General features: G+C 64.6%; 19 protein-coding genes. 16 read left to right on the top strand and 3 right to left on the bottom strand.

The window, feature by feature from the left end; translation table 11 throughout:
* From proB to AC0L2M_RS20865, 4 genes are all read left to right on the top strand, one after another.
* Entirely contained in the window at positions 1-1,197 is a 1,197-nt protein-coding gene (gene proB, locus AC0L2M_RS20880; protein ID WP_128245913.1) for a glutamate 5-kinase, read from the top strand.
* A gap of 3 nt (positions 1,198-1,200) precedes the next feature.
* Positions 1,201-2,487 carry a glutamate-5-semialdehyde dehydrogenase gene (locus tag AC0L2M_RS20875; protein WP_419695103.1) on the top strand — a complete coding sequence of 429 codons (1,287 nt, stop codon included), beginning with the start codon at positions 1,201-1,203 and terminating at the stop codon, positions 2,485-2,487.
* Between the two features lie 265 nt (positions 2,488-2,752).
* Positions 2,753-3,340: a nicotinate-nucleotide adenylyltransferase gene (locus AC0L2M_RS20870; protein WP_027152843.1), complete on the top strand. Its 588-nt coding sequence runs from the start codon at positions 2,753-2,755 to the stop codon at positions 3,338-3,340.
* Between the two features lie 160 nt (positions 3,341-3,500).
* Positions 3,501-4,796 (top strand): MFS transporter, encoded by a 1,296-nt coding sequence (locus tag AC0L2M_RS20865; RefSeq protein ID WP_473535755.1) that lies wholly within the window; start codon positions 3,501-3,503, stop codon positions 4,794-4,796.
* Positions 4,797-4,813: 17 nt separating this feature from the next.
* On the opposite strand, the gene AC0L2M_RS20860 is transcribed toward AC0L2M_RS20865, so the two are convergent.
* Positions 4,814-5,668 carry a mechanosensitive ion channel family protein gene (locus AC0L2M_RS20860; protein ID WP_473535754.1) on the bottom strand — a complete coding sequence of 285 codons (855 nt, stop codon included), beginning with the start codon at positions 5,666-5,668 and terminating at the stop codon, positions 4,814-4,816.
* A gap of 240 nt (positions 5,669-5,908) precedes the next feature.
* Between AC0L2M_RS20860 and rsfS the strand changes: the two genes are divergently transcribed.
* The 8 genes from rsfS (at position 5,909) to AC0L2M_RS20820 (ending at position 14,261) form a co-directional block, all read left to right on the top strand.
* Positions 5,909-6,286, top strand: a complete 378-nt coding sequence (rsfS, locus tag AC0L2M_RS20855) for a ribosome silencing factor (protein ID WP_023800052.1) — start codon at positions 5,909-5,911, stop codon at positions 6,284-6,286.
* Positions 6,287-6,368: 82 nt separating this feature from the next.
* Positions 6,369-6,851, top strand: a complete 483-nt coding sequence (gene rlmH, locus AC0L2M_RS20850) for a 23S rRNA (pseudouridine(1915)-N(3))-methyltransferase RlmH (protein WP_128173590.1) — start codon at positions 6,369-6,371, stop codon at positions 6,849-6,851.
* A 146-nt stretch (positions 6,852-6,997) separates the two neighbouring features.
* On the top strand, positions 6,998-8,419 hold the full coding sequence (locus AC0L2M_RS20845; RefSeq protein ID WP_236374570.1) for a murein hydrolase activator EnvC family protein: 1,422 nt from the start codon (positions 6,998-7,000) through the stop codon (positions 8,417-8,419).
* A gap of 1 nt (position 8,420) precedes the next feature.
* Positions 8,421-9,746, top strand: a complete 1,326-nt coding sequence (locus AC0L2M_RS20840; protein ID WP_128173588.1) for a S41 family peptidase — start codon at positions 8,421-8,423, stop codon at positions 9,744-9,746.
* 130 nt (positions 9,747-9,876) lie between these two features.
* Entirely contained in the window at positions 9,877-11,088 is a 1,212-nt protein-coding gene (locus tag AC0L2M_RS20835) for a divergent polysaccharide deacetylase family protein (RefSeq protein ID WP_473535753.1), read from the top strand.
* A 2-nt stretch (positions 11,089-11,090) separates the two neighbouring features.
* Complete coding sequence (locus AC0L2M_RS20830; protein ID WP_128173586.1) at positions 11,091-11,612, top strand: RNA pyrophosphohydrolase; 522 nt, start codon at positions 11,091-11,093, stop codon at positions 11,610-11,612.
* 90 nt (positions 11,613-11,702) lie between these two features.
* Positions 11,703-12,851, top strand: a complete 1,149-nt coding sequence (alr, locus tag AC0L2M_RS20825; RefSeq protein WP_473535752.1) for an alanine racemase — start codon at positions 11,703-11,705, stop codon at positions 12,849-12,851.
* Positions 12,852-13,004: 153 nt separating this feature from the next.
* Positions 13,005-14,261, top strand: coding sequence for a D-amino acid dehydrogenase (locus AC0L2M_RS20820; protein WP_473535751.1), 1,257 nt, complete (start codon positions 13,005-13,007; stop codon positions 14,259-14,261).
* Between the two features lie 95 nt (positions 14,262-14,356).
* On the opposite strand, the gene AC0L2M_RS20815 is transcribed toward AC0L2M_RS20820, so the two are convergent.
* Positions 14,357-15,238 carry a LysR family transcriptional regulator gene (locus AC0L2M_RS20815; protein WP_287224954.1) on the bottom strand — a complete coding sequence of 294 codons (882 nt, stop codon included), beginning with the start codon at positions 15,236-15,238 and terminating at the stop codon, positions 14,357-14,359.
* A 230-nt stretch (positions 15,239-15,468) separates the two neighbouring features.
* Here AC0L2M_RS20815 and AC0L2M_RS20810 point away from each other — a divergent pair, with 230 nt between their 5' ends.
* The 3 genes from AC0L2M_RS20810 (at position 15,469) to AC0L2M_RS20800 (ending at position 18,196) form a co-directional block, all read left to right on the top strand.
* On the top strand, positions 15,469-16,965 hold the full coding sequence (locus AC0L2M_RS20810) for a CoA-acylating methylmalonate-semialdehyde dehydrogenase (protein ID WP_473535750.1): 1,497 nt from the start codon (positions 15,469-15,471) through the stop codon (positions 16,963-16,965).
* 330 nt (positions 16,966-17,295) lie between these two features.
* On the top strand, positions 17,296-17,595 hold the full coding sequence (locus AC0L2M_RS20805; RefSeq protein WP_473535749.1) for a hypothetical protein: 300 nt from the start codon (positions 17,296-17,298) through the stop codon (positions 17,593-17,595).
* Between the two features lie 286 nt (positions 17,596-17,881).
* On the top strand, positions 17,882-18,196 hold the full coding sequence (locus AC0L2M_RS20800; RefSeq protein ID WP_023800042.1) for a hypothetical protein: 315 nt from the start codon (positions 17,882-17,884) through the stop codon (positions 18,194-18,196).
* Between the two features lie 67 nt (positions 18,197-18,263).
* Here AC0L2M_RS20800 and AC0L2M_RS20795 read toward each other — a convergent pair whose 3' ends face one another.
* A complete protein-coding gene (locus AC0L2M_RS20795; RefSeq protein WP_473535748.1) occupies positions 18,264-18,956 on the bottom strand; it encodes a GntR family transcriptional regulator in 693 nt (230 codons plus the stop codon).
* A 68-nt stretch (positions 18,957-19,024) separates the two neighbouring features.
* On the opposite strand from AC0L2M_RS20795, the gene AC0L2M_RS20790 reads away from it, so the two are divergent.
* Positions 19,025-19,918 (top strand): dihydrodipicolinate synthase family protein, encoded by an 894-nt coding sequence (locus AC0L2M_RS20790; RefSeq protein ID WP_128173579.1) that lies wholly within the window; start codon positions 19,025-19,027, stop codon positions 19,916-19,918.
* The last annotated feature ends 7 nt before the right edge of the window (positions 19,919-19,925 follow it).

The following is a 19,925-nucleotide window of genomic DNA, read 5'->3' as shown; positions in this document are numbered from 1 at the left end:
ATGGCCGCGCAGTCGCTGAAAAAATACCGGCGCATCACCGTCAAGATCGGCTCGGCGCTGCTTGTCGACCGCACGGCGGGGCTGAAGCGCGACTGGCTGGCCTCGCTTGCCGACGACATTTCAGTGCTGGCCGAGAATGGCGCCGAGATCCTCGTCGTGTCGTCCGGCGCCATCGCGCTTGGCCGCACCATTTTGGGCCTCGGCAAGCGGGCGCTGAAGCTCGAGGAAAGCCAGGCGGCGGCGGCCGTCGGGCAGATTGCGCTGGCCGGCGCCTGGTCGGATGCGCTCGGCAAGGGCGGCCTGAAATCGGGCCAGATCCTGCTGACGCTCGGCGACACCGAAGAGCGCCGCCGTTATCTCAATGCGCGCGCGACGATCTCGACGCTGCTCAAGATGAAGGCGGTGCCGGTCATCAACGAGAACGATACGGTGGCGACCTCCGAAATCCGCTATGGCGACAATGACCGGCTGGCGGCGCGGGTGGCGACGATGATGGGCGCGGACCTTTTGGTGCTGCTCTCCGACATTGACGGGCTCTACACGGCGCCGCCGGCGCGCGACCAGCATGCCAGGTTCGTCGCTGTCGTCGACCGCATCACGCCTGACATCGAGGCGATGGCGGGTGCGGCCGCTTCGGAGTTTTCACGCGGCGGCATGCGCACCAAGCTCGACGCCGGCAAGATCGCCACCGCCGCCGGCACTGCCATGATCATCACATCAGGCACGCGGCTGTCGCCGCTGCTGGCGATCGAGCGTGGCGAGCGGGCGACGTTCTTCCGGCCGAGCGCCAATCCGGTCAAGGGCTACAAGACATGGATCGCCGGGCAGCTCGAACCGGCAGGCCGGCTGACAGTCGATGCCGGCGCCATCGGCGCGCTGCTGTCGGGCAAGTCGCTGCTGCCGGCCGGCGTCAAGCTGGTCAGCGGCAATTTCTCGCGCGGCGACACGGTGGCGATCCTGTCGCCCGAAGGCCGCGAGATCGCGCGCGGATTGGTTGCCTACGATGCCGCCGATGCCGTAAGGATCGCTGGCTTGAAAACAGCCGAGATCGAAACGGTGCTCGGCTATGAAGCGCGATCGGCGATGATCCACCGCGACGACCTTGTGGTGAGCCATTCTAGTGACCAAGTACAGGCCGGCGACCAAGTGCAGGCCGCTGACCAAGCGGTCGGTGACGAGGTGAATAGCGGAGGATGAGCCATGCTGAAGCTGCATGAAAAATCCCGGGACGATACGGTGGCGCTGATGGCCGATATCGGCCGCCGCGCCCGCGCTGCCGCCCGACCGCTGGCCGTCGCCACAGCCGAGCGCAAGCACGCCGCGTTGATCGGTATGGCGCAGGCGATCCTTCGCCACGAGCAGGATATTCTCGACGCCAACGCCATCGACATCAAAAATGGCGAGCAGTCGGGGCTTTCGGCTTCTTTCATGGACCGGCTGAAGCTTGATCCCGGCCGCATCCGTGCCATGGCCGACGGCATCAGTGAAATCGCCGGGCTGCGCGATCCGGTCGGCGATGTCATTGCCGCATGGGACCGGCCGAACGGCCTGCATATCGAGCGCGTGCGCACGCCGCTCGGCGTTGTCGGCGTCATCTACGAAAGCCGGCCGAACGTGACCGCCGATGCCGGCGCGCTGTGCCTCAAGGCCGGCAATCCGGTGATCCTGCGCGGCGGCTCGGATTCGCTCAACTCCTCGGCGGCGATCCATGCCTGCCTGGTCGAAGGGCTGAAAGCGGCCAAGCTGCCGCAGGATGCCATCCAGTTGGTGCCGACCGCCGACCGCGCCGCCGTCGGCGAGATGCTGAAAGGACTTTCCGGCAATATCGACGTCATCATCCCGCGCGGCGGCAAGAACCTGGTCGAACGCGTCCAGAACGAGGCGCGGGTGCCGGTCTTCGCGCATCTCGAAGGCATCTGCCATCTCTACATCGACCGCTCGGCCGATCTCGACATGGCGGCCAGGATCGCGGTCAACGCCAAGATGCGGCGCACCGGCGTCTGCGGCGCGGCCGAGACGCTGCTGGTCGACCGCGCTGTTGCCGCCACTCATCTGGTGCCGATCCTCGGGGCGTTGCGCGCGGCAGGGTGCGAAATCCACGCCGACGCCGAGGTGCTGAAAGTGTTTGCCGACGCCCAGCCTGCGACCGACGCCGACTGGGTGAGCGAATATCTCGATGCCATCATCGCAGTAAAACTGGTCGATGGCGTTGCCGGTGCGATCGAGCACATCGAGAATTTCTCCTCGCACCACACCGAGGCGATCGTCGCCGAGAATACGAACGCCGTCGAACGGTTCTTCAACGAGATCGATTCGGCGATCCTTCTGCACAATGCCTCGACGCAATTTGCCGATGGCGGCGAATTCGGCATGGGCGCCGAGATCGGCATCGCCACCGGCAAGATGCATGCGCGCGGGCCGGTCGGTGTCGAGCAACTGACCTCGTTCAAGTACCGCGTGCGCGGGACGGGACAGGTGAGGCCTTGAGCTCATTCGCGGTTAGAGCCTGAGAGGCGTGCGCCCAGCCACCCCCCTCTGTCCTGCCGGACATCTCCCCCTCAAGGGGGGAGATTGGCTGTCGCATGGACTTTCGCCAACCTCCGGCGTCGCAGTAAGGGCGCCAGGGATGAAGCCGCCAATCTCCCCCCTAGAGGGGGAGATGCCAAGTCTTGGCAAACAGGGCAGGGCAGAGGGGGGTGCCTGACACATGCTATCCCCGTCCGAACAACCCGTCCCCTCTCGCTACCTTCATATGCCGCATGCCGAAAAGGGCCTGGCCGTCGGACTGTTCGGCGGCTCGTTCAATCCTGCCCATGCCGGCCATGCGCTGGTCGCCGAGATCGCGCTCAGGCGCCTGGCGCTCGATCAGTTGTGGTGGATGGTGACGCCGGGCAATCCGCTCAAGAGCGCGCGGGAACTGGCGCCGCTGGCCGAGCGGCTACGCCTGTCCGAGCAGATTGCCCGGAACCCGAAGGTCAAGGTCACCGCCTTCGAGGCGAGCCATTATGTCCGCTTCACCGCCGACACGCTGGCCCTGGTCAAGGCGCGCAACCCGGGCGTCGACTTCGTCTGGATCATGGGCGCCGATTCGCTGCGCGATTTTCATCGCTGGCAGCGCTGGCGCCAGATCGTGATGACGTTTCCGATCGCGGTGATCGATCGCCCTGGCGCGACGCTGTCGTTCCTGTCGTCGGTTGTCGCCAAGACCTTCGACTACGCGCGTGTCGACGAGGGCGACGCGCCGCGGCTCGCCCGCATGAAGGCGCCGGCCTGGACCTTCATTCACGGCCCGCGCTCGTCGCTGTCGTCGACCGCGATCCGCAAGATGGCGCAGGGATAGGAGTCTCTTTCTCCTTCTCCCCTTGTGGGAGAAGGTGGCCGAGCGAAGCTCGGTCGGATGAGGGGTGCTGGAAGGATCGCTACCTTGAAGACCTAAGCACTTACGGCGATGTCGCATTTGCGGCTGCCTTTCCTCGGTCCGTGAGCGATCCTGCGCGGGCATGGCGATTCTCGAGCGAAACCAGACCAGACGGGACCCGGCACAGGGCAGCCCGCCGGCCCCGGCGATCGCCATCGCCAGCGTCGTCCTGTCGATGGCGCTGGTAGCGGTCGGCAACGGACTGATGTTCGCCTATATCCCGGTCCGGCTCGGCGCCGAAGGCTTCGATCCGACCTGGGCCGGGCTGATCGTCACCGGCCTCTCGGCCGGCGGCCTGGCAGGCTGCATCCTGACCGGTCCGCTGGTACGACGCGTCGGCCATGCGCGCGCATTCATGGTGCTGTCGGCGTTGATCGTGCTGTCGAACGCCGCCGTCGGGGCCGGACCGCACCCGCTGTCGTGGATCGCGGCACGCGCGCTCTACGGCTTTGCCATATGCGGCCTGTTCATCGTTGCGCAAAGCTGGCTGAACGACGTCATCGCCAACGCCATACGCGGCAGGGTCATGGCCTTCTTCTACGTCGCCTATGTCGCCGGGCTCGGTGTCGGCTACTCCACACTGGCGCTGATCGACATACGGGCTGCGGACGCGCCGCTGGTCGGCATCGCCTTCACCGCGCTGTCGATCCTCCCCGTCGGGTTGACGCGGCTTGCCCAGCCGCCGCCGCCGCAGGCGGCGTCGGTGGCGCTTGGCCGGGCCTGGCGGATTTCGCCGGTCGGCGTCGCCGGCATGCTTGCCGTCGGCGGCCTGTCGATGACGATTTCAGGCTTTGCGCCGATCCATGCCACGGCCAAGGGCTACAGCCAGGCCGATGTGGCACTGCTGCTGTCGGCGATGCCGATCGGCACGTTGATCCTGCAGATCCCGCTCGGCTGGATTTCCGACCGCACCGACCGCCGCTTTGTGCTGGTCGCCGCTTCGGCGCTTGCCATGGTGGCGGGACTGTTCGCGCTGGGCTTCGATGGTGGTGCGCTGGCGGCGCTGGTCGTCATCTATGTGGTCTGGGCCGGCGCGTCGGAATCGATCTATTCGCTGGCCAGCGCACATGCCGCCGACCGCGCCGGCAAGGACGACATGGTGGCGCTGTCCAGTTCACTGCTGTTCGCGTGGTCGCTGTCCGGCTTCATCGTGCCCGGCATCGTGACCGGGCTTTCCGCCGTCTACGGAACCCAGGCCTTCATCCATGTGGCCATCGTCATTGCCACCGTTTTTTGCCTGTTCGTGCTGTGGCGCGTCGTGGCGATGTCGCCTGTTCCCGCCGCCGAGACCGGCAATTTCGCGCCGATGACGGCGCAGGCACCGCTGCCGGTCGATCTTGCCTTTCCGTCCGAAGAGCAGCGCCGGGCGGATAAGTAGCTATACCGGGAATCGTCTCACTGTCTGGTGACGGTTTCCTGCTGCGGTGCTTCCGGCGGTGGCGCGGGTATAGAAATGCCTTCGCTGTCGAAGGCCTGCTTGGCGCGTTTGGTGAGATCGATCTGGGTCGCGAAGAAATCCGCAGCCGAGGTCCAGTAGCGCAAGGTTATGGCGACGTTGCTGTCGCCGACGGTCGCCACAAAGGCAATCGGCGCCGGCTCCCGCCTGACGCGTCGCTCGGCGGCGGCGACGCCCAGCATGGTCTTTTGAGCGAGATCGATATCGTTCCACGAGCCGATGGTCAGGGTGATATCGGCGCGGCGGACGCCGTTGCGTGTAAAATTGCGGACGGGCTGGTTCCACAGCGTCGAATTGGGAGCGAGCACGTAAACGCCTTCGACCGTTCTCAGTGTGGTGGCGAACAGCCCGATTTCCTCGATGGTTCCGGAAATGACCCCGACCTCGACATATTCGCCGATACGGAATGGTCGCAGCGCCAGCAGCATGATGCCGGCGGCAATGTTCTGCAGCGTGCCCTGCAGCGCCAGGCCGATGGCCAGGCCGATGGCGCCAATCGCGGCAATGATCGAGGTCGTCTGGACGCCGAACTGGCCGAGCACCATGACGACGACGAGGATCAGTATGGCGTAGCGGACGATCCGCGAGAAGAAGTGGCGCAGCGTCGTGTCGAAGCCATGGATATGGCCGAGGCCGGCGTAGATCGAGCGCTGGGCAAGGCCGGCGACGATATAGCCGAGAACCAGCAGGATGGCGGCGCCAATGGCCGAGAACGAGTACGAGACGATCAGAGCGCTGAGCTGCGCAAGGCCGGACTGCACGGCGAGGAGAGCGTTCTGAGGGTCGACAGGCATGAGGGGGATCCGATTGGTCAATGCGCCGATAACCCTCGCCGGGCGGCAAGAGTTCCGTTTTTTCTTCAACAGCGGAACCGGAAGAACGGTTCTTCGTTGGCTACGGTAGGGCTGCCGTCTTGAAACTGCAACGCAACTCTGCCTATCTAAGGGGTGTCACCTGCTTTGAAGGGTGATTTGGTTGTTCTTGCTGCGAAAGGAAATACACTGAGAACAGCACTTTGGAAGAAGGCCGACATCGTGCCTTCGCCGGCCGGGATCAGCGTAAACGACGCCGTGTCTCGCGCCATCAAGACAGTCCTTGCCAGTCTGGAAGACTCCAAGGCCGAAAACATCGTCTCAATCGACATTCAGGGAAAATCGAGCCTCGGTGACTATATGGTCATCGCGTCCGGCCGATCGCACCGTCATGTCTCGGCTGTCGCCGATCATCTCCTCAAGGCGCTCAAGGATGCCGGGCTCGGCACGGCGCGCGTCGAGGGATTGGCCGGCGCCGACTGGGTCCTGATCGATTCGGGCGACATCATCGTCCATGTCTTCCGCCCCGAAGTCCGCGACTTCTACAATCTTGAAAAGATGTGGCAGGCGCCGGACCTCGAGGAAGAGACCCTCCACTGAGCCGCATTTGATTGATGCATGTCGTGTCCCAAAACCGGTGACCACTTTTGGTGACGTGCATTAGCGGCTCTTCGAGGCAGGGATGAAAATTACCGTTCATGCCGTGGGCCGGATGAAAGCCGGCCCCGAGAAGCTGCTCGCCGACCGGTATTTCGAGCGCTTCGCCAAGAGCGGACCGGCCGTGGGGCTCGAATTCTCAGGGGTCGTCGAGATCCCGGAGGGCCGCGCCCAGACCGCCAACGAGCGTCGCCGCGAGGAAGGCCAGAAACTGCAGGCGCAGTTGCAACCTGGTGCCGCACTGATGCTGCTCGACGAACGCGGCAAGAGTTTTTCTTCCGAGGATTTCGCCGGGCGCATCGGGCTGCTGCGTGATAGCGGCCGCAAGGCGCTGGTCATCGCCATCGGCGGCGCCGACGGTCACGACCAGTCGCTGCGCGATCAGGCCGACCTGATGGTGTCGTTCGGCGCGCCGACATGGCCGCACCAACTGGTCCGTGTCATGTTGGGCGAGCAGCTTTACCGGGCGGCCACAATCCTGTCCGGCCATCCCTATCATCGCTCGTGAGCCGTTGCAGATTCGACCGAAACCGGTGGATTGGCGTGAGCCGCCCGGATTTTCGCCTCAATGCGTCACGAGGCTGTTTTCGGTCGGCGGGCTCTCGAACATGGTTGATTGTTCGTTAACGAAGCCACGCATAGAGTCGGGCTTCAATGGCTGAAGGTTGGAAATCGCGAACGGGCTTTTGGCGCGCAGGCTGCGGCTTGGCAGCGGCGGTGCTTATGCTGTCGCTCGGTGCCGCGCGGGCGCAGAGCAGGCTCGACATGGCGCCCGACCCGGACCAGAGCCGCGCCGAATACGAACGGATATCGCAGGAGATCACACTGTCGTCGGAGCGGCTGGCCAAGCTCGCCGCCGACATGGCGACGGTCAAGAAGGACCATGCCTCGATCACCGCGGCGCTGATCCAGTCGGCGATGACCGAGCAGAAGCTCGGCCAGGACATCGAGGACATCGGTGCCAAGCTGGAAGGGCTGAAGGGCGACGAGCAGAAAATCCGTGCCTCACTGGCTGCCAGACGCGACGTTCTGGCCGAGGTGCTGGCCGCGCTGCAGCGCATGGGGCTCAATCCGCCGCCGGCCATCCTGGTCAAGCCGGAGGACGCGCTGTCGTCGGTGCGCAGCGCCATTCTGCTCGGCGCCGTAGTGCCGGAACTGCGCCAGCAGACCGAGATATTGCTGGCGGAACTCAAGGAGCAGTCACGGGTGACGGCCTCGATCGAGGCGGAGCGGGCGCGGCTGACGGCGGCAGTCGCCGAGCAGACGGCGGAAAAGAAGCGGCTCGGCATGCTGCTCGAAGCCAAGCAGAAGCTCGAGGCCGAGACGCAAACGGCCCTGGCGGCGGAAAAGCAGCGATCCGCAGCACTGGCGGCCAAGGCCGGCAGCCTGAAGGAACTGATCGCCTCGCTCGAGGCCGACAAGGCCCGCAAGGCTGCGGACGCGGCGAAGGCAGCCGAGCAGAAGGCCGCCGAGCAGAAAGCCGCCGAACAGAAAGCCGCGGAGCAGAAGGCAGCGGGTGCCGACAAGGCCCCGGCACTGGGGGCTCCGGCGCAGACGGCTCCGGCACAGAAGGCGCCGGAACAGACGGAACTGGCGGCCCTGCCGGTGCCGGAAGCCAACCGGCTCACCGCCGCTGCGCCGTTTTCGGCGCTTCAGGGGCAGATCGCGTTGCCAGTCACCGGCAAGATCAAGCGGCGGTTCGGGGCCAGCGACGGTAACGGCGCAGTGATGCTCGGTGACATGGTTGCGACACAATCGGGAGCCATCGTCACCGCGCCGGCGGACGGAAATGTACTTTATGCGGGACCTTTTCGCTCTTATGGTCAACTCTTGATCCTGAACGCAGGTGACGGCTATCATGTCGTTCTCGCGGGGATGAGCAGAATCAGCGTCGCGTCTGGCCAGTCGGTGCTCGCAGGAGAGCCGGTCGGCGCGATGGGAGAGGCCCGGGTGGCGAGCACCTCGGCATCGAAGAATGGAAATGCCACGCCGGAACTCTATGTTGAGTTCCGCAAGGATGGAAAACCCGTCGATCCGACCCCATGGTGGGCGGACCGTTTGTCTGGAAGGACGTGAGATGATGCGGAAACTGTCGCTTCTGTTTGCCGGTGCGCTGATGGGCGCATCCGCGATGAGCCTGGTCTATGGCGCGCCCGGCTCGACGGCGAACGCTGCGGGCTCCGAGACCTATAAGCAACTGGCGATCTTCGGTGATATTTTCGAGCGGGTGCGGGCGCAATATGTGACGCCGCCCGACGACAAGTCGCTGGTCGAAAACGCCATCAACGGCATGCTTACCTCGCTCGACCCGCACTCCTCCTATATGAACGCCGAAGAGGCGCAGGACATGCGCGTGCAGACCAAGGGCGAGTTCGGCGGCCTCGGCATCGAGGTCACCATGGAGAACGACCTGGTCAAGGTGATCACGCCGATCGACGATACGCCGGCTGCCAAGGCGGGCGTGCTTGCCGGCGACTATATTGCCAAGATCGACGGCGAGGAGGTTCGCGGCCTGAGCCTCAACGATGCGGTCGAGAAGATGCGCGGGCTGGTCAACACGCCGATCAAGCTCACCATCCTGCGTCAGGGCGCCGACAAGCCGATTGAACTGACGGTGGTGCGCGACATCATCAAGGTCAAGGCGGTCAAGTTCCGGGTCGAGAACGACATCGGCTACATCAAGATCACCTCCTTCACCGAAAAGACCCATGATGATCTCGAGAGCGCCATCGAAACCATCGAGAAGCAGGTGGCGAAGGAAAAGCTCAAGGGCTACGTGCTCGATCTGCGCCTCAATCCGGGCGGGCTGCTCGATCAGGCGGTGAGCGTGTCCGACGCCTTCCTCAACCGTGGCGAGATCGTCTCGACGCGCGGCCGCGATCCGAAGGACGTCACCCGCTTCGACGCGCGGCCGGGCGATGATATCGACGGCAAGCCGCTGGTCGTGCTCGTCAATGGCGGCTCGGCCAGTGCGTCCGAAATCGTCGCCGGCGCGCTGCAGGATTTGCGCCGCGCCACGGTCGTCGGCACGCAGTCGTTCGGCAAGGGTTCGGTGCAGACCATCGTCCCGCTCGGCGAGAACGGCGCGCTGCGCCTGACAACGGCGCTCTATTACACGCCGTCCGGCAAGTCGATCCAGGGCAAGGGCATCACGCCCGACATCAAGGTCGACCAGCCGTTGCCGCCGGACCTGCAGGGCAGGGACCTGACGCGCGGCGAGTCGGACCTGAAGGGCCACATCAAGGGCAGCGAGGAGGGCGATGCCGGTTCAGGCTCGGCAGCCTATGTGCCGCCGGAGCCGAAGGACGATCTGCAGCTCATCTTCGCCCAGCAGTTGCTGCGCGGCGAGAAGACCGATCCGGCGTTCCCGCCGAATCCGGACAAGGCTGTGCTGAACCAGTAGGGGCCGTGCTGAACCAGTAAAAGTCGATCAGCCGGACAACAGGTCTGGCTGCCTGATCGAAGCGATGTAATGCTGCCGGGGCTGCAAGGCCTCGGCAGTTTGATTCGGGGACCGCGGCTGGGGATGCGGCTTGGCTGACATCGGTAGTGACATCGAACGCCCACTCGGGCAGGCCGTCCGGCCGCCGCGCGTGGCCCGCAGGATCAGCGCTGGCGTGGTCGCGGCCACTGTCGTGGTGCTGGCCGTGATCGGCGTCTCCGGGGCGATTGCGCTGCGTGAAAGGCCGTTTCGAAAGCCGGAAGAAGTCGCCGTTTCGACGCCGAAGGCGACAGCCGTGGTCGAACCCGCAGCGCCGGTCACTGAACCGGCGCCGAAGGCCGAAGCAGCGTCCAAGGCGAGCATACCCAAGACGGGCGGGTCCAAGGCAAGCGGATCCAAGACGGGCGGGCCGCAGATCATCCACATGCAGACCGAAGCGGGCGACGGTCCGCCCGGGGCCATCGTCATCCACGACCCTTCGACGACCGGCCAGAACCTGAGGATCGCGCATATTCCCGACAGGGCACTGGTCGAGTCTGGCGAAACCGGTCCATTGCCGGTTCGTGCTGCCGACGGCAGGCGGCCGTTCGATGTCTATGCGCGACCATGGTCCGGCGCGCGCGGTGCGCGCGTGGCGATCGTCATCGGCGGGCTTGCCGTGTCACAGACCGGCACGCAGGCTGCCATCGCCAAGCTGCCGGCCGAAGTGACGCTGGGCTTCGCGCCGCAGGGCAACAGCATCGGCCGCTGGATGCAGGCGGCGCGGCAGAGCGGCCATGAGATCGTCATGCAGGTGCCGCTCGAACCGTTCGATTATCCGAATGTCAATCCCGGCCGCAACACGCTGACGGTCGTGGCGACACCCGACGAGAATTTGGAGAATTTGCGCTGGGCGCTGTCGCGGACGACCAATTACACCGGCGTCATGAACTATATGGGCGCTCGTTTTTCGGCCGATGCGGCGGCGATGGGGCCACTGATGGCCGAGCTTGGCAGGCGCGGCCTGGCCTATGTCGACGACGGTTCGTCGGCACGCAGCCTGGCGCCCGAACTGGCGTTGAAGAACGGTGTGCCGTTCGCCGCCGGCGACACGTCGATCGACGCCGTGCGTGACCGCGGCGCCATATTGAAGAAGCTGGACGAACTGGAAGCAACCGCGCGGGCGAAAGGCTTTGCCGTCGGCATCGGCTCGGCCTTCGACCTGACGGTCGACACCGTGTCGTCCTGGGTGATCGAGGCCAAGAAGCGCGGCATCGAGATCGTGCCGATTTCGGCAGTGGCGGTGGATCCGGAAAAAGGTTGAGCATGGCGAAGAAAAAACCGGTCGACCCCGAGACGCTGCCCTATCGTCGCTGCGTCGGAGCGATGGTCCTCAACGGAGACGGGCTGGTCTGGGTCGGGCATCGCATTGCCGAGCCGGACAGCGAATTCGCCGGCACGACGCAGCTCTGGCAAATGCCGCAGGGCGGCATCGACAAGGGCGAAGAGCCGCTGCAGGCGGCACAGCGGGAACTCTACGAAGAAACCGGCATGCGCAGCGTCTCGTTGCTGGATGAGGCGCCGAACTGGATATTTTACGACCTGCCGGCCCATCTGGTCGGCGTCGCCTTCAAGGGAAAGTATCGTGGCCAGACGCAAAAATGGTTCGCCTTCCGCTTTCACGGCGATTTGAGCGAGATTGAGATCAATCCCCCGCCGGGCGGCCACACCGCCGAGTTCGACAGATGGGCCTGGCGGTCAATGGAGGAATTGCCCGACCTGATCGTTCCGTTCAAGCGTCAGGTCTATGAGGACGTGGTTGTGGCATTCCGGCATCTGGTTGCGTAGGCCTGGCGCAAGCCGCGCTCGCGCCGACCACGGTTGCCGCGTCGGCGCGGTGGCCTTATTGATGGCCGATCCGCTGCAGACGGGATTGGCATGAACGGCACTTCCAAAAAATCTCTTTCTGAAAGGGCCGTCAAAGCCGCGCCGATCAGCGAAGCGGCGGCCGGCGCCATATTGACCGTCGATCTCAGCGCCATCCGCGAAAATTACCGGCGGCTCAAGGCGCGGTTGGGCAGTGTCGGCTGCGCCGGTGTCGTCAAGGCCGACGGCTACGGGCTCGGCGGGCCGCAGGTGGCCGCGGCGCTGGCGGCCGAAGGCTGCGCCGTTTTTTTTGTCGCGCATCTGGCCGAGGGTGCCTTGCTGCGCCAGGCGCTCGGCGCACGGGCGGCGATCTATGTGCTGAACGGCATTCAGCCGGGCGCCGAAAGCGAAGCCGTCGCAGCGGAGCTGGGCGTGGTCATCAACAGTGCCGGCCAGCTCGCCGCCTGGCGCGCGGCGGCGCAGCGGGCCGGCCACAAGCTCAAGGCTGCAATCCAGGTCGACAGCGGCATGTCGCGGCTCGGCATGGCGGCAGCCGAGGTGGAGGCCGTCGCTGCCGACCCGCAGGCTTTCGATGGTATCGACGTCACCATCGTGATGAGCCATCTCGCTCGCGCCGACGAGCCCGAACATCCGGCCAACGAGCAGCAGCGGCTGGAATTCGAGAGGCTACGCAGGATGCTGCCAAATGCGCCGGCCTCGCTCGCCAATTCCTCCGGTATCTTTCTTGGGCAGTCCTTTCACTACGACCTCGTCCGACCCGGTGCGGCGCTCTACGGCATCAATCCGACGCCTGCGCAGGAAAATCCGGTGCTGCCGGTGCTGCGGCTTCAAGCAAAAATCATCCAGACGCGCAGCCTCGAGAGGGGAGCCGGCGTCGGCTATGGCCATATTTTTCACGTCACCGATTCGCTGATCGCCGCAACGATCTCGCTTGGCTATGCCGACGGCTGGCATCGACGTGCGGCCTCGGCCGCCTGGTTCGAAAATGTGCGCTTGCCGTTCCTGGGCCGTGTGTCGATGGATTCGATCGTCCTCGACATTTCGGCCCTGCCGCCCGGCAGGCTGAAGGCGGGCGACCTCGTCGAACTGATCGGCCCGTCGCAGACGGTCGACCAGGCGGCCGGCCATGCCGGCACCATCGGCTATGAAATCCTGACCAGCCTCGGACACCGCTTTCACCGGCGCTATGTGAATGGATAGCGCGCGGGCTTTTTTTAGGCATGTGTCGTCGTCCCAAAACCTCCTGCCTACTTTTGGGCGACATGCTTGGGCACTTGGCGGACGCGGTAAAATCCGGCAGACAGAAAGCCACGATGCACCCGCTGACAAGACATCGTTCTGGAGAGCTATGCGATGAAGATCTTCGTGCTGGGCGGCGGCGTCGTCGGGGTCACCACTGCTTATTACCTGGCCGAGGCCGGCCATGAAGTGACGGTGATCGACCGCCAGAAGGGCCCGGCGCTGGAAACCAGCTTTGCCAATGCCGGCGAGATCTCGCCAGGCTACGCCTCGCCCTGGGCCGGTCCCGGCGTCCCGCTGAAGGCGATCAAATGGCTGCTGATGAAGCATGGTCCTCTGGTGGTGCGGCCGACTCTCGATCCACATATGTGGATTTGGCTGGTCAGGATGCTGCGCAACTGCACCGCCGAGCGCTATGCGGTGAACAAGTCGCGCATGGTGCCTTTGGCCGAATACAGCCGCGACACGCTGAAAGCGCTGCGCGAGGCGACCGGCATCGCCTATGACGAGCGCAGCAAGGGAACGCTGCAGCTTTTTCGCACGCAACAGCAGCTCGATGGCACAGCCGGCGATGTCGAGGTGCTGAAGACATATGGCGTTCCCTACGAGATCCTCGATCCCGACGGCTGCATCGCGGCCGAGCCGGGCTTGGCAGGGATCCGTGAAAAGCTCGTCGGCGGTCTGCGGCTGCTGGGCGACGAGACCGGTGACTGCAAGATGTTCACTGACCGTCTGGCAGAGCTCTGCGCAGCGCGCGGCGTCACCTTTGAATACGACACGTCGATCAGGCGCATCGTGCGCAAGCGCAACCAGATCGCCAACATCAATACGAGCAAGGGATGGAAGGCCGCCGACGCCTATGTGATGGCGATGGGCAGCTATTCGGCAAAGTTCATGCGCTATCTGAAACGACCTATCCCGGTCTATCCGGTCAAGGGTTATTCGATCACCGTGCCGATCAAGGATGCTGCCGCAGCACCGGTCTCGACGGTGATGGACGAGACTTACAAGGTGGCGATCACCAGGCTCGGCGATCGCATCCGCGTCGGTGGCACCGCGGAGATTTCCGGCTTTGACCTGACGCTGCATGAATCGCGGCGGCGCACGCTCGAACATTCGCTCGGCGACCTTTTTCCGGGCAGCGGCGACATGCGGTCGGCGACCTTCTGGTGCGGGTTGCGGCCGATGACGCCGGACGGGCCGCCGCTGATCGGCCGCACCGAGTTTTCCAACCTCTATCTCAACACCGGCCACGGCACGCTCGGCTGGACCATGGCCTGCGGCTCGGCCAAGGTCCTGGCCGACATCATTTCCAGCCGGGTGCCGGACATCGATGTCCGCGATCTCGGATCGGAGCGATACCAGCGGTAGGATCGGAAGGATTCTTCACGCATTTGAGCGGAGGAACTTGCCGCGTGACTCGGCATCAGTCTCCAGCACACCTCGCCGCGTCAGAGAAAATATCGTCAGACGAACAGGCTCCGCTCCCGTTCCACCGCCCTGGTGATGAAGCTCGCGACGATCTGGACGCGGCGCAGCGGCCTGACCGATTCGTGATAGACCAGCCAGTAGGCGCGGCGAATGGGCGCGACGATGTCGACGGCCACCAGTTCCGGCATCGAGTGGGCGACAAAAGTGTGCAGGATGCCGATGCCGGCGCCGGAGCGCACCGCTTCGGCTTGGCCGAGCGCCGAGGAGATGGCGAAGCTCGTGCGCCAGTCGGCACTGAACTCGGCCGCATAGTCGAGCGAGGGGCTGACGATGAGGTCCGGCACATAGCCGATCAGCGTGTGCCGGCCAAGCTCGGCCGGCGTCTGCGGCAGGCCATGCGCGTCGGCATAGGCGCGGGACGCGAACAGGCCGAGCGTGTAATCCACCAGCTTTCCCGCCACCAGCCTGCCTTCGGTCGGTCGCTCCACGGTGATGGCGATGTCGGCCTCGCGCCTGGACAACGAGAAGGAACGCGGCACCGGCACCAATTGGATGGTGAGTTCGCGGTGAAGCGCCGTCAGTGCGCCGAGTCGTTTGGCCAGGAAGGCAACGCCGAAACCATCAGGGGCGCCGATGCGCACGGTGCCGGAGACGTCGTCGCCTTCGCCCGCCACGGTCGCGCGCGCGGCGATCATGTCGCCTTCCATGCGCTCGGCGATGTCGAGGAAACGCTCGCCCGCCGGCGTCAACTCGCTGCCGGTGGTCAGCCGGCGAAAGAGTTTTGTGCGCAGCGCATCCTCGAGCGCGGCGACGCGGCGCGAGACAGTGGCGTGATTCAGCTCCAGCCGCTTGGCCGCGCCAAGTATCTGGCCGGCACGCGCCACCGCAAGAAAGATGCGGACGTCATCCCAGTTCATGAGGAGGGTCCGGATGACAATCGTCGACGTTGCGTTCCGTGGGGGGCGCGAAGGAACTCAATTTCTCTATCCTTGCCGCTAAGGGACCTGCATCCCTATCACTTGCGGCAATTGATGCACAGGCGTCGCTCGCACTCTATTTTCTGCACAACGGTTGCGTTTCCGCTCACGTTGCCATCGGCGGCGCAAAGGCGGACAATGCCGCATCACAAATACAGGGAGAGAAAACCATGATCGACTACGGTCATTTCATCGGCGGCAAGCGTGTCGCCGGGACCAGCGGCCGCAAGCAGGACGTCATGCAGCCGATGGACGGCACGGTGCGCGGCACCGTGGCGCTGGCTTCGCAGGCGGAGCTGCGCGCAGCCGTGGAGAACGCCAAGGCGGCGCAGCCTGGCTGGGCGGCGACCAATCCGCAGCGGCGCGTGCGCGTCCTGATGAAATTCCTCGAACTGGTCGCCCGGGAATATGATGCGCTGGCCGACATTCTGGCGCGCGAGCACGGCAAGACCATCGCTGACGCCAAGGGCGACATCCAGCGCGGCCTGGAAGTGGTCGAGGTCTGCATCGGCGCGCCGCACATGATGAAGGGCGAGTTCACCGACGGCGCCGGCCCCGGCATCGACGTCTATTCGATGCGCCAGCCGCTCGGCGTCGTTGCCGGCATCACGCCGTTCAATTTTCCGGCGATGATCCCGTTGTGGAAGATCGCGCCGGCTATCGCTTGCGGCAACGCCTTCATCCTGAAGCCTTCGGAGCGCGACCCGGGCGTGCCGATGCGCATCGCCGAACTGTTCATCGAGGCCGGCCTGCCAGCGGGCATTCTCAATGTCGTCAACGGCGACAAGGAGGCGGTCGACGCCATCCTCGACGATCCCGATATCAAGGCCATCGGCTTTGTCGGCTCGACGCCGATCGCCCAGTACATCTATTCGCGCGGCTGCGCGGCCGGCAAGCGCGTGCAGTGCTTCGGCGGCGCCAAGAACCACATGATCATCATGCCCGACGCCGACATGGACCAGACCGTCGACGCGCTGATCGGCGCCGGCTACGGCTCGGCCGGCGAGCGCTGCATGGCGATCTCGGTGGCTGTCCCGGTCGGCAACGATGCCGCCAATCGGCTGATGGAAAAGCTGGTGCCGCGCGTCGAAAGCCTGAAGGTCGGCCCATCGACGGATTCGTCCGCCGATTTCGGCCCGCTGGTGACGGCGCAGGCGCTGGAGCGGGTCAAGGGCTATGTCGATACCGGCGTCAGGGAAGGCGCCAAGCTGGTCGTCGACGGGCGCGGCTTTTCCATGCAGGGCTATGAGAACGGCTACTATATGGGCGGCTGCCTGTTCGACAACGTGACCGCCGATATGCGCATCTACAAGGAAGAGATTTTTGGGCCGGTGCTCTCGGTAGTGCGTGCGCCGACCTACGAGAACGCGATCAAGCTCGCCAACGATCACGAAATGGGCAACGGCGTCGCCATCTTCACCCGCGACGGCGATGCCGCCCGCGATTTCGCCTCGAGGGTCCAGGTCGGCATGGTCGGTATCAACGTGCCGATCCCGGTGCCGATCGCCTACTATACGTTCGGCGGCTGGAAAGCGTCTTCCTTCGGCGACCTCAACCAGCACGGACCGGACGCATTCCGGTTCTACACCAAGACCAAGACGGTGACCTCGCGCTGGCCGTCCGGCGTGAAGGACGGCGCCGAATTCGTCATTCCGACGATGAATTAGCCGGGCGGTTGCTTGTCTGCGCGTCCTCGCCTTCGGCTGCGGGCGCGCGGGCAGGCGTGAAAGACGGCGCCGAATTCGTCATCCCGACGATGATTAGCCAGTCGACAAACAGCTCCAGATTTTATGATTGAAGACGAAAAAGGCCCGGCCAGAAACCGGGCCTTTTTGCTGACCGGTCGCGGCCGCGTGTATGCCTGAACGCTAATGTGATGGAACCAGGCGGACAGCAGAAGCCTTAACTTGCAATCCTGCCGCAAAGGAGACGCGGCAGATCGACCAACGGCGCTGACGACAGCTTCGGGGGGTACGGCCGGCGCAAGGAGGTGTGAGATGACACGTCTCATGGTGTCGATACTTGGCGCGGCGGCTGCCGCGTTTTCCGCGGCCCCGGCAACAGCGGCCGAACAATGCGCGTCACGAGCCGACATGATCAAGGCGCTCGGCGAGAAGTTCCGGGAAAATCCAACCGCGATCGGCGTCGTCAATCCGAATGTGATTGTTGAAGTCTTCGTTTCCGATCAGGGCACCTGGACCATCCTCGCCAGTGACACACGCGGTCAAAGCTGCGTGGTTTCGGTGGGTGAAGGCTGGGAGAGCGCGGTGAAGACAGCGGCGCTGCCAGGGACCTGAGCCGCCTAGCGGGTGGCAGCCGCCTTAGCATAGCCGCGCGCAGGCCGCGGTTCTCGGCGACGACCATAAAACGATCCACAGGCGCCCCAGCGGGCGCCTGCTTGCGCTTTTTTGTTGCCGACACCATATATGGAACATAGTGGGAACATTTTTTTCGTCCCCGCTGATGACAGACCGGAACATGGAAAGGAACGACGCGATGATGATGACGTCGGGACCGGCCTGGATCGTTCCGGCAAAATGAGGGCTCTTCCTTTGCCGGACGTGATGGCAAAGGAGATGCCCTATGGCGCGCAAATCGCTGTTGGTTGGGTTGAAAACCCTCATTCTTGCTGGCGCATCGGCGGTGGGTACGAACGCCGCAAGCGCCCAATATCAATACTGCGTTGAACATCGCGATCTCGTCGCCCACCTGAGCGAGCAGTTCCAGGAAAGACAGTTTGCTTTCGGGCTGATCGGTCAGATGGCGATTATGGAAGTCTATGTCGCCGACAGCGGAAGCTGGACGATCATCGTCACCGACGTCGCCGGCAGAAGCTGCATTGTCGCGGCCGGCGAACATTGGGAAAACGTGGTGATCCCGACCGACCAGGACGCCTGACGAATTGAGCGATGCTCAGCGCCTGTGGGCGGAACTCAAAGAGCCTGCCGAAGCTTGCTGCCGATCTCTATCGCGTAGCGGCCGCCGCGGCATGGCCGCGCAGCAGCGCCATCAGACGCTTGGCATCCTTGGCGGCGGCGTCCTCGTCGCCGTCGAGGATCGAGCGGATCAGCGCGACATGGTGCTCGGCCGATTCGGCAAGCCCGGTGTCGGCCTTGTAGCGGAACCAAAAGCGGCGGCTGTGGGTCTGCAACGGGGCCGCCAGCCGCGCGGCGAAGGGATTGTCGGCCGCCAGCGCCAGCGCCTCGTCGAGCGCCTTGTCGGCCTGAATGAAGGCCAGCACATTGCCCGATATCACCGCCCTCTGCATGGCCAGTGCCGCGTCGTGAAACAGGTCGGCCGCCTCGCGGGTGACGAAGCGGGCGGCCGAGCGGGCAAGAACCACCTCGACGCCACGTCGTGCATCGAGAACGCGCAACCAGTCGCCGGGATGCAGCGGGGCAATGGCGATGCCGGCACGCGGCCGGACATCCAGCAGTCCCTCCCACGCCAGCCGCTGGATCGCCTCGCGCACCGGCGTGCGGCCGAGCCCCAGCCTGTCGATCAGCGCGCCTTCGGTGATGAAGCTTGCAGGCGCCAGTTCGAGCGTCACGATCATGTGCTCGAGCACGCGGTAGGCTTTCGCCGCCACTGGCTCGAATGCCGGGTTTGTTTCATTGAATATCAAAGGCGAGCTCCTGATATGTTTTTGGTATATCATAGCAAAATCCGTGTTGACAGTCCGTTTCCTAATAAATATACGACTGATATATCAGATGGAGCACCGCTATGTGGACCGGAGTTTTCCCCGCCGTCACAACCAAATTCACTGAGGACGACCGCCTCGACCATGCCGAGATGGAACGCTGCTTTGCGCTGCAGATGGAGGCTGGCTGCGACGGCATCATCGTCTGCGGCTCGCTCGGCGAGGGGCCGATGCTCTCGCATGACGAGAAGATCGACGTGCTGAAGACCGCGCAGAAGATCGCCGGCGGCAAGCCGGTTCTGCTGACTGTCAACGAACCCGGCACCCGCGAGGCGGCGGCGATCGCGCGCCGCGCCGCCAGAGAGGGCGCCAACGGGCTGATGGTGGTGCCGAGCCCGATCTATCACACCAATGCGGAGGAGACGGTTGCCGCACTGCGCGCCGTCGCCGAGGCCGGCGACCTGCCGGTGATGATCTACTCCAACCGGCTTGCTTACCGCGTCGACGTCACCGTCGATCAGATGGAGGAACTGGCGAAGGACAAGCGCTTCGTCGCCATCAAGGAATCCTCCGACGACATCCGCCGCTCGACCGAAATCATCAACCGCTTCGGCGACCGCTACGATTTGTTCACCGGCGTCGACAATCTGGCGTTCGAGGCGCTGTCGGTCGGCGCCATCGGCTGGGTGGCGGGGCTGGTCACCGCGTTCCCGCGCGAGACGGTCGCGATCTACCAATTGATGAAGCAGGGCCGCCGCGAGGAGGCGCTGACAATCTACCGCTGGTTCCGGCCGCTGCTCGACCTCGACGTGTCGACCTATCTGGTGCAGAACATCAAGCTCGCCGAAGTCCTGGCGATCAACACCAACGACCGCGTGCGCATGCCGCGCCAGCCGCTGTCGGGCGAGCGCCGCAAGATGGTCGAGAAGATCGTCCGGGATGCGCTGGCGGCGCGGCCGGAGCTGCCGAGGTTTTGAGGCAGGC

Source organism: Mesorhizobium sp. WSM4806, from assembly GCF_055811635.1.
This window is presented reverse-complemented; position numbering and strand designations above follow the sequence as displayed.

Excerpts from the sequence above, each read along its gene's own strand:
- proB (WP_128245913.1), top strand. The coding sequence starts at position 1 with ATGGCCGCGCAGTCGCTGAAAAAATACCGGCGCATCACCGTCAAGATC.
- AC0L2M_RS20875 (WP_419695103.1), top strand. The coding sequence starts at position 1,201 with ATGCTGAAGCTGCATGAAAAATCCCGGGACGATACGGTGGCGCTGATG.
- AC0L2M_RS20870 (WP_027152843.1), top strand. The coding sequence starts at position 2,753 with ATGCCGCATGCCGAAAAGGGCCTGGCCGTCGGACTGTTCGGCGGCTCG.
- AC0L2M_RS20865 (WP_473535755.1), top strand. The coding sequence starts at position 3,501 with ATGGCGATTCTCGAGCGAAACCAGACCAGACGGGACCCGGCACAGGGC.
- AC0L2M_RS20860 (WP_473535754.1), bottom strand. The coding sequence starts at position 5,668 with ATGCCTGTCGACCCTCAGAACGCTCTCCTCGCCGTGCAGTCCGGCCTT.
- rlmH (WP_128173590.1), top strand. The coding sequence starts at position 6,369 with ATGAAAATTACCGTTCATGCCGTGGGCCGGATGAAAGCCGGCCCCGAG.
- AC0L2M_RS20845 (WP_236374570.1), top strand. The coding sequence starts at position 6,998 with ATGGCTGAAGGTTGGAAATCGCGAACGGGCTTTTGGCGCGCAGGCTGC.
- AC0L2M_RS20840 (WP_128173588.1), top strand. The coding sequence starts at position 8,421 with ATGATGCGGAAACTGTCGCTTCTGTTTGCCGGTGCGCTGATGGGCGCA.
- AC0L2M_RS20830 (WP_128173586.1), top strand. The coding sequence starts at position 11,091 with ATGGCGAAGAAAAAACCGGTCGACCCCGAGACGCTGCCCTATCGTCGC.
- alr (WP_473535752.1), top strand. The coding sequence starts at position 11,703 with ATGAACGGCACTTCCAAAAAATCTCTTTCTGAAAGGGCCGTCAAAGCC.
- AC0L2M_RS20820 (WP_473535751.1), top strand. The coding sequence starts at position 13,005 with ATGAAGATCTTCGTGCTGGGCGGCGGCGTCGTCGGGGTCACCACTGCT.
- AC0L2M_RS20815 (WP_287224954.1), bottom strand. The coding sequence starts at position 15,238 with ATGAACTGGGATGACGTCCGCATCTTTCTTGCGGTGGCGCGTGCCGGC.
- AC0L2M_RS20810 (WP_473535750.1), top strand. The coding sequence starts at position 15,469 with ATGATCGACTACGGTCATTTCATCGGCGGCAAGCGTGTCGCCGGGACC.
- AC0L2M_RS20805 (WP_473535749.1), top strand. The coding sequence starts at position 17,296 with ATGACACGTCTCATGGTGTCGATACTTGGCGCGGCGGCTGCCGCGTTT.
- AC0L2M_RS20800 (WP_023800042.1), top strand. The coding sequence starts at position 17,882 with ATGGCGCGCAAATCGCTGTTGGTTGGGTTGAAAACCCTCATTCTTGCT.
- AC0L2M_RS20795 (WP_473535748.1), bottom strand. The coding sequence starts at position 18,956 with ATGATATACCAAAAACATATCAGGAGCTCGCCTTTGATATTCAATGAA.
- AC0L2M_RS20790 (WP_128173579.1), top strand. The coding sequence starts at position 19,025 with ATGTGGACCGGAGTTTTCCCCGCCGTCACAACCAAATTCACTGAGGAC.